The 8,408-nt window shown below is 75.7% G+C and carries 5 protein-coding genes; 4 read left to right on the forward strand and 1 reads right to left on the reverse strand.

Annotated features, from left to right (window positions below):
- Nucleotides 1-168: 168 nt before the first annotated feature.
- Together ACZ60W_RS34430 and ACZ60W_RS34435 are read left to right on the forward strand one after the other, a co-directional pair.
- Nucleotides 169-3,906, forward strand: a complete 3,738-nt coding sequence (locus tag ACZ60W_RS34430; RefSeq protein ID WP_469759345.1) for a glycosyltransferase family 2 protein — start codon at nt 169-171, stop codon at nt 3,904-3,906.
- Nucleotides 3,903-5,441, forward strand: coding sequence for a DUF5719 family protein (locus tag ACZ60W_RS34435; RefSeq protein WP_469759346.1), 1,539 nt, complete (start codon nt 3,903-3,905; stop codon nt 5,439-5,441). The genes ACZ60W_RS34430 and ACZ60W_RS34435 overlap by 4 nt, the downstream gene beginning before the upstream one ends.
- 163 nt (nt 5,442-5,604) lie before the next feature.
- On the opposite strand, the gene ACZ60W_RS34440 is transcribed toward ACZ60W_RS34435, so the two are convergent.
- Entirely contained in the window at nt 5,605-6,072 is a 468-nt protein-coding gene (locus tag ACZ60W_RS34440) for a metallopeptidase family protein (RefSeq protein ID WP_469759347.1), read from the reverse strand.
- A 298-nt stretch (nt 6,073-6,370) separates the two neighbouring features.
- Between ACZ60W_RS34440 and ACZ60W_RS34445 the strand changes: the two genes are divergently transcribed.
- Both ACZ60W_RS34445 and ACZ60W_RS34450 read left to right on the forward strand, forming a co-directional pair.
- The gene (locus ACZ60W_RS34445) at nt 6,371-6,805 is read left to right on the forward strand and encodes a DUF3499 domain-containing protein (protein WP_469759349.1); all 435 of its coding nucleotides are present in this window, start codon (nt 6,371-6,373) and stop codon (nt 6,803-6,805) included.
- A 104-nt stretch (nt 6,806-6,909) separates the two neighbouring features.
- Entirely contained in the window at nt 6,910-8,277 is a 1,368-nt protein-coding gene (locus ACZ60W_RS34450) for a phosphomannomutase/phosphoglucomutase (RefSeq protein ID WP_469759348.1), read from the forward strand.
- Nucleotides 8,278-8,408 lie beyond the last annotated feature (131 nt).

Raw genomic sequence — 8,408 nt, forward strand, 5'->3', positions numbered from 1 at the left:
CCGCCCCCTGTGCTTCGGCCACAGGCGGCGGACCGTTCTGCGTGCTCTGTCCACAGGCCGCCGTCCACAGGGGAGAACCCCTCCGCGCGCAGCCGTTAGTGTGGGCCTCCGTCCGAGACGCTCCCCACGCCCTTCGCGGGCGACCCCGGCCGGAGGGCCCGTAGCTCGATGTCCTCAACTCCTGAGTTTCCGCGACACGTCGTCACCGCCGTGCTCGTCACCCACGACGGCGCCCGCTGGCTGCCGGACGCGCTCTCCGGGCTGCTCGCGCAGGAACGCCCCGTGCAGAACGTGATCGCGGCCGACACCGGCAGCGCAGACGACTCGGCGCAGCTCGTCGCCGAGGCCGTCGGCGACGACCGCGTCCTGCACCTCGCGCGCCGCACCGGCTTCGGCGCCGCCGTCGAGGAGGCCGCGCGCACCGCGCCCGTGCTCGGACCCGAGGACCTGCCCTACCTCAAGCGTCCCAGCGGCTGGGACCCCGTCAGCCGCACCTGGAACGACGAGGCGTACGACCTCCCCGAACTCCCGCACGGCGAACCGGTGCAGTGGCTCTGGCTGCTCCACGACGACTGCGCCGCCGAGCCCGGCGCCCTCGCCGAACTCCTGCGCGTCGCCGACTCCGACGCGGACGCCGCCGTCATCGGCCCCAAGCTGCGCGGCTGGTACGACCGCAAGCAGCTCCTGGAGACCGGCGTCTCCATCGCCCGCAGCGGCCGCCGCTGGACCGGACTCGACCGCCGCGAGCAGGACCAGGGCCAGCACGACCAGATCCGCCCGGTCCTCTCCGTCTCCACCGCCGGCATGCTCGTCCGCCGCGACGTCTTCGAGGAGCTCGGCGGCTTCGACCGCCGCCTGCCCCTCATGCGCGACGACGTCGACCTGTGCTGGCGCGCCCACGCCGCCGGCCACCGCGTGCTCATCGCCCCCGACGCCGTCCTGCGGCACGCCGAGGCGTCCGCCCGCGAGCGCCGCACCGTCGACTGCGCCGGCCGCACCGCGGCCAACCCGCACCGCGTCGACAAGGCCGGCGCGGTCTACACCCTGCTCGCCAACAGCCGCGGCGCCGCCCTGCCGTACGTGCTGCTGCGGCTCGTCGTCAGCACCCTGCTCCGCACCCTCGCCTACCTCGTCGGCAAGGTCCCCGGACAGGCCGTCGACGAGGTCATGGGCCTCTTCGGCACCCTGCTGCGGCCCGAGCGGATCCTCGCCGCCCGCAAGCGCCGCAAGAACCCGGCCGTCCCGGCGAGCGAACTCCGCCCACTCTTCCCGCCGCCCGGCGCCACCGTCCGCGCCGCGGCCGAACAGTTCACCGCCAACTTCGGCGGGAGCGAGGCCGACTCCGGCGGCTCCCGCCACGGCGTCGTCGAGTCGGGGCCCGGCGGCGACGACGCCGACTACCTGGAGATCGAGCAGTTCGCCCGGCTCAAGAAGATCGCCCGCAAGCCCGGACCGGTCCTCTTCGGCCTGCTGCTCCTCGTCTCCCTGGTCGCCTGCCGCAACCTCTTCGCCGGCGGGTCGCTCGCCGGCGGCGCCCTGCTGCCCGCCCCCGACACCGTCTCCGGCCTCTGGTCGCGGTACGCCGACGCCTGGCACGCCCTCGGCACCGGCGGCACCCAGAGCGCCCCGCCCTACCTCGCCGTCCTGGCCGCGCTCTCCGCGCTGTTCCTCGGCTCCACCTCCACCGCGCTGACCCTGCTCCTCGTCTGCTCGGTCCCGCTCGCCGGCTTCACCGCGTACTTCGCCTCCCGCGGCATCGTCGAGTCCCGCCTGCTGCGCGCCTGGGCCGCCATCGCGTACGCGTTCCTGCCCGCCGTCACCGGGGCCCTGGCCGCCGGCCGGCTCGGCACCGCCGTCCTCGCGATCCTGCTGCCGCTGATCGCCCGCGCCGCGGTCGCCGCCCACGGCTTCAACCGCCCCGACCGGGGCAGCTGGCGCGCCACCTGGGCCTACACCTTCCTGCTCACCTTCGCGACCGCGTTCACCCCGGTCGTGTGGCCGCTCGCCGTCCTCCTCGGCCTCGGCGTCCTCGCCGTCCGCCGCACCGACCTCACCGCGTACGCGCTCCGCTTCCTGGCCGTCGTCGGCACCCCGATCCTGGTCCTCGCACCCTGGTCGCTGACCCTGCTGACCGGCCCCTCCGCCTTCCTGCGCGAGGCCGGCCTCGACGTCCGCACGGGCACGGCCACCGCGCTCGACCTGCTCGCCACCAGCCCCGGCGGCCCCGGCACCACCGGCGGCCTGCTGCTGCTCGGCCTCGTCCTCGCCGCCCTCGCCGCGCTGCTGCGCGAGGAGCGGCAGTTCGCCGTCCGCGCCGCCTGGGCCGCCGCCCTCGCGGGCCTGCTCCTCGCCGCCGTCTCCAACGGCGCGGGCGGCACCGGCTGGGCCGGACCCGCCACCCTCGTCTACGGCGCGGCCCTCCTGGCCGCCGGCACGATCGGCGCCGAGGGCGGCCGCACCCGCGTCGCCGCCCACGGCTTCGGCTGGCGCCAGCCCGTCGCCGCCCTCATCGCCCTCGCCTGCGCCGCCGGCCCCGCCGTCGCCGCGGCCGGCTGGATGATCGGCGGCGCCGACGGCCCGCTCACCCGGCGCGACCCCGTCCAGGTACCGGCCTTCGTCGCCGAGGAGAGCGGCACCCGCGACCAGCCCCGCACCCTCGTCCTCGGCGGCAGCACCCCCGGCGAGGTCGCCTACACCCTGGTCCGCGGCTCCGGCGCCCGCCTCGGCGACGGCGAACTCACCGCCACCGCCGACGACGACTCCCGCCTCGACCAGGTCGTCGCCCGTCTCGTCGCCGGCTCCGGCGCCGACCAGACCCAGGAGCTCAGCGGCTACGCGATCCGCTACGTCCTCGTCCGGGACGGGGCGCCGCGCCAGATGAGCCGCGTCCTCGACGCCACCCCCGGCCTCAGCCGCCTCAGCCAGCTCGACGGCAGCGCGCTCTGGCGCGTGGACCGCGAGATCGCCCGGATCATGATCGTCCCGCCGGCCGCCAAGGGCGACGGCGCGGCCGAGGGCGGCGACACGTCCGCGACCGGCGCCGCGGACGCCGCCAAGCCCGTCGCCGTCGCCGCCGGACCCGTCGAGGCGCACACCAAGCTCCCGGCCGGTCCCGAGGGCCGCGTCCTGCGCCTGGCCGACCGCGCCGCCGAGGGCTGGACCGCCACCCTCGACGGCAAGGAGCTGACCCGGACCACCGTCGACGGCTGGGCCCAGGGCTTCCGGCTCCCCGCCCAGGGCGGCCGCCTCGACCTCACCTACGACGAGCCGCTCACCCACACCGCGTGGATCTGGGCCCAGGCCGGCCTCGCCGTCGTCCTGCTCGTCCTCGCCCTGCCCGGCCGGCGCCGCGAGATCGACGACGACCTCCCCGAGGAGCCGGCCGCCATCCCGGCCCAGGCGGCCGACGGCGACGGCCGCCGGGCGCGCCGCCTGCGCGCCGCCGCGGAGGCCGAGGCCGTCGCCGGGGCCCCCGAGGCCCCGGAGGGCGAAGCCGCCGCGATCCCGGGACAGCAGACCCACGAGCCCGAGGAGTGGGACGGCGGGTACGACCCGGCCTACGCCCCGTCCCCGGCCCAGGACCGGCCGGCGACGCAGGCCGAGCCGTACGCCGACCAGGGCTACTACCAGGAGTACGCCGCCGACCCGTACCAGCAGCAGCCGTACGCCTACCCCCAGCAGGGCTACGACCCGCAGCAGTACGCCGACCAGGGCTACGGCCCGTCCTACCCCGAGCAGGGCCACGAGCAGCAGCAGGGCTACGGGCAGCAGGGGTACGACCCGCAGCAGGGGTACGCCCCCGGGCAGCAGTACGACCAGCAGGCGTACGACCCGTACGGCTACGGCTACGGGCACCCCCAGGGCCACGAGACCGAGCAGCGTCCCGACGGGAGCAGCAACCAGTGAAGCGCACGACCCTCTCCCTGATCGCGGGCACCACGGCCCTCGCCGCCGTCACCGGCTTCGCGGCCCTCACCGCCCCGGCGGGCCCCGCCGCGCCCGAGGCGAAGACCCCGACCCGCCTGCCGGTGGAGCGCGCCGGCCTGGTCTGCCCGGTCCCCAGCTCCTCCGAGGTGGCCGAGACCCTCTACACCTCGTACACCCCGCCCGCCGCCGGCACGGGCGCGGGTTCCGGTTCCGGTTCCGGCAAGGCCGGGCAGCCCACGGCCCGCCTGACCGTCGCCGCGAGCACGACGGCCTCGGGCGGCACCGGCGCCAAGGACCCGAAGAAGACCAAGGCGCCCCAGGCCCCCGCCACCGTCACCGCCCCCGGCAAGCCCGTCGCCGTCGAGGCGAACGGCGGCGGCGTGCCCGCCCTCACCGGCGCGGCGACCGGCACCCTCGCCCCCGGCTGGACCGTCCAGCAGACCACCGTCGTCCCGGCGGGCGGCTCCCGCGGCCTCCTCGGCCTCTCCTGCGGCGCCCCCGACACCGACTTCTGGTTCCCGGCGGCCTCCACCGCCAAGGAGCGCCAGGACTACGTCCACCTCACCAACCCCGACGACACGGCCGCCGTCGCCGACATCGAGCTCTTCGGCCCCGAGGGCGCGCTCAAGTCCCAGTTCACCGAGGGCATCCCGGTGCCCGCCCGCTCCACGGTCCCGGTCCTCCTCTCCACCCTCACCGGGGAGACCGCCAAGGCCGACGTCACCGTCCACGTCACCACCCGCAGCGGACGCGTCGGCGCCGCCATCGGCTCCGCGGACGAGAAGCTCGGCGGCGACTGGATCGCCCCCGCGGCCGACCCGGCGAGCACCGCCGTGCTCCCCGGCATCCCGGCCGACGCCACCTCAGTCCGGCTCGTCGTCCTGGCCCCCGGCGAGGACGACGCCGACCTCAAGGTCCAGCTGGTCACCACCGCCGGCACGATCGTCCCGGCCGGCGCGGGCACCCTCCACGCGAAGTCGGGGATGACGGCCGCCGTCGACCTGCCGAACCTCACCCGCGGCGAGGCGGCCTCCCTGCTGCTCACCCCGAGCGACCCGAAGAAGCCGACGCCGGTCGTGGCGGCCCTCCGGGTCGTCCGCGGCAAGGGGACGGGCACCGAGGTCGCGTTCATCCCGGCGACCCCGGCGATCGCCGCCCGCGCCACCGTCGCCGACAACCGCGCCAAGGCGTCGACGCTCTCCCTGACGGCCCCCGGCGCCGCTGCCGAGGTGAAGATCACCGCCTCGGCCGGCTCCGGCGGCGGCGCGCCGGTCTCCCGCACGGTCACCCTCAAGGCGGGCACGACCACGGCCGTGACCGACCTGGTGCCCCAGGGGCTGAAGGGCTCCTACGCGTTGACCGTCGAACCGGTCTCCGGCGGCAAGGTCTACGCGGCGCGGACGCTCGCGGTGGCGCAGGACGGCATCCCGATGTTCACGGTCCAGACCCTCGTCGACGACCGGGGGACGGTGGAGGTCCCCGCCGCCCACCAGGACCTCGGCGTCCTCGACTGAGCCCGACCGGCGCTGCGGGCGGACACCCGTCCGTCCGCGGCCGCCTCCGGCCGCCCGCGGGCACCGCCGGTCCTCGCCCCGGCCCGGTCCCGCCGGTCCGTCGCTCCTGCCCGTGGCCCGGCCCTGCCGCGCGGGTCGGCGTACGCCGGTCCTGCGGCGTGCGTCAGTCCTGCCCGTACCGCGGGTCGACCGACTCGGGGGAGAGCCCCAGCAGCTCCGCGACCTGCTCCACGACGACCTCGTGCACCAGCAGCGCCCGCTCGTCCCGGCTCTTGGAACGGATCTCGACCGGCCGCCGGTAGACGACCACCTTCGCCGGCTCGTCCTTCTCCGCGGCCACCGAACCGCCCAGCGGCACCGTCTCGCCCGGCACCGTCGGCGGCACCTCCATGACCATGAAGTCGACGTCCGCCAGCTGCGGCCAGCGCCGCTCCAGCCGCTCCACGGAATCCAGGACCAGGTCGCGGAAGGTGTCGGCCCGGCTCGCGGAGAGCGGCACCTGCGGCGGCGCCACCGGCCCCCGCATCCCGCGGCCGTGCCGGTCGCGGCGGCGGATCCGGGGCTCCGCCGGGGGCTCCGCGGCGGGCTCCGTGCGGCGGTGCGAGGGGCTCGGAGGCACAGGACTGTCCATCACTGACGCAGCGTAACCCTCATCGGTCCCGCGCACCGTGGCGCATCCTCGCCACGTTGCGGGCCGCTCCACCACCACCTCCGCACGGTCTGTCGAAACCCGACCATTCCGGTCGCGCCGCTGCCCGATTCGGCGGCCCGGGGCGATCGGCCATCTGGCCCTGGATGACCGGTTTTGTATCCCAGACTGTCCGGAACCCTCTCTGCCCCCGCCCCCGTGCGCGCCCTCCCCCGCAGGTCGGAACCGTCCCCCGGACAGGGGCGGTGGCCGAGGTCACACCGCGACACGGTGGAGTGACCTGAGGGAGAGTCGTCGCGGCCCGCTCAAGAGTGCGGTACCGTCCAACGTCGTGAGCCCTGTACGTCGCTGTTCGCGCACCGCGTGCGGCCGCCCTGCCGTCGCGACACTGACGTACGTCTATGCCGACTCGACTGCGGTCCTCGGCCCGCTCGCCACCTACGCCGAGCCCCACTGCTACGACCTGTGCGCCGAGCACAGCGAACGCCTCACCGCCCCGCGCGGCTGGGACGTGGTGCGGCTCACCGACCCCTCCGCCCCGGCACGCCCCAGCGGCGACGACCTGGAGGCCCTCGCCAACGCGGTACGGGAGGCGGCCCGCCCCCAGGAACGCGCGGCCGAGGCCGGCGGCAAGGGAGTCGGAGGCCGCCCCGGCGACCCCATGGAAGTCGGACGCCGCGGACACCTCAGGGTGCTCCGTTCGCCGGACAACTGATCCCAACCGGCCACTGTCCGCACACCCCCTCACCGCTCCGGGTAGTTTGGGCGTTCCGTACACGCGCCCGCACACGCGTGCCGAGAACTCAGGAGGGTGGATCCGTGACTGTCGATCTGTCGCAGATCGTGAAGGCGTACGACATCCGCGGAGTGGTCCCCGACCAGTGGGACGAGACGCTCGCCGAACTCTTCGGCGCCGCCTTCGTCCGGGTGACCGACGCGGACGCGATCGTCGTCGGCCACGACATGCGCCCCTCGTCGCCCGGCCTCGCGGACGCCTTCGCCCGTGGCGCCGCCCGCCTCGGCGCCGACGTCACCCTCATCGGCCTCTGCTCCACCGACCAGCTGTACTTCGCCTCCGGCAGCCTCGGCCTGCCCGGCGCGATGTTCACCGCGTCCCACAACCCGGCCCAGTACAACGGCATCAAGATGTGCCGCGCCGGCGCCGCCCCCGTCGGCCAGGACACCGGCCTCGCCGACATCCGCGCCCTCGCCGAGCAGTGGAGCGCGACCGGCGCCCCCGAGGCCGCCGCCACCCCCGGCACGGTCACCCGGCGCGAGACCCTCGACGACTACGCCGCCCACCTCAAGGGCCTCGTCGACCTCACCGCCATCCGCCCCCTGAAGGTCGTCGTCGACGCGGGCAACGGCATGGGCGGCCACACCGTCCCCACCGTCTTCGCGGGCCTCCCGCTCGACACCGTGCCGATGTACTTCGAGCTCGACGGCACCTTCCCGAACCACGAGGCCAACCCCCTCGACCCCAAGAACATCGTCGACCTCCAGGCCCGCGTCCTCGCCGAGGGCGCCGACCTCGGCCTCGCCTTCGACGGCGACGCCGACCGGTGCTTCGTCGTCGACGAGCGCGGCGAACCGGTCTCCCCGTCCGCCATCACCGCCCTGGTCGCCGCCCGCGAGCTCGCCAAGCACCCCGGCGGCACGATCATCCACAACCTGATCACCTCCTGGTCCGTCCCCGAGGTCGTCCGCGAGAACGGCGGAGCGCCCGTCCGCACCCGCGTCGGCCACTCCTTCATCAAGGAGGAGATGGCGAAGACCGGCGCCATCTTCGGCGGCGAGCACTCGGCGCACTACTACTTCAAGGACTTCTGGAACGCGGACACCGGCATGCTCGCCGCGCTCCACGTCCTCGCCGCCCTCGGCGGCCAGCAGGGCACCCTCTCCGACCTGGTCTCCGCCTACGACCGCTACGCGTCCTCCGGCGAGATCAACTCCACCGTCGCCGACCAGGCCGCCAGCGCCGCCAAGGTCAGGGCCGCCTACGCGGACCAGGACGGCATCACCCTCGACGAGCTCGACGGCCTCACCGTCACCGCCGCCGACTGGTGGTTCAACCTCCGCGCCTCCAACACCGAGCCGCTGCTCCGCCTCAACGTCGAGGCCCGCGACGAGGCCACCATGGCCAAGGTCCGCGACGAGGTCCTCGCCCTGGTCCGCGCGACGGGCTGACCCCGTCACCCCGGCGGGGGGGGGGGGGGGGGGACCGTCCCCCGGGGGGGGGGGGGCCCGTCCCAAAGGGAGAACACACCCCCCCCCTTCCCCAGGGGAGGGGAAGGAAACAAAGCTCCAACCCCCTCCCC

This window comes from Streptomyces sp. NPDC104202 (genome assembly GCF_055584185.1).

What these genes read in the sequence shown, in the direction of transcription:
- ACZ60W_RS34430 (WP_469759345.1), top strand. Translation starts at nt 169, where the DNA reads ATGTCCTCAACTCCTGAGTTTCCGCGACACGTCGTCACCGCCGTGCTC.
- ACZ60W_RS34440 (WP_469759347.1), bottom strand. Translation starts at nt 6,072, where the DNA reads ATGGACAGTCCTGTGCCTCCGAGCCCCTCGCACCGCCGCACGGAGCCC.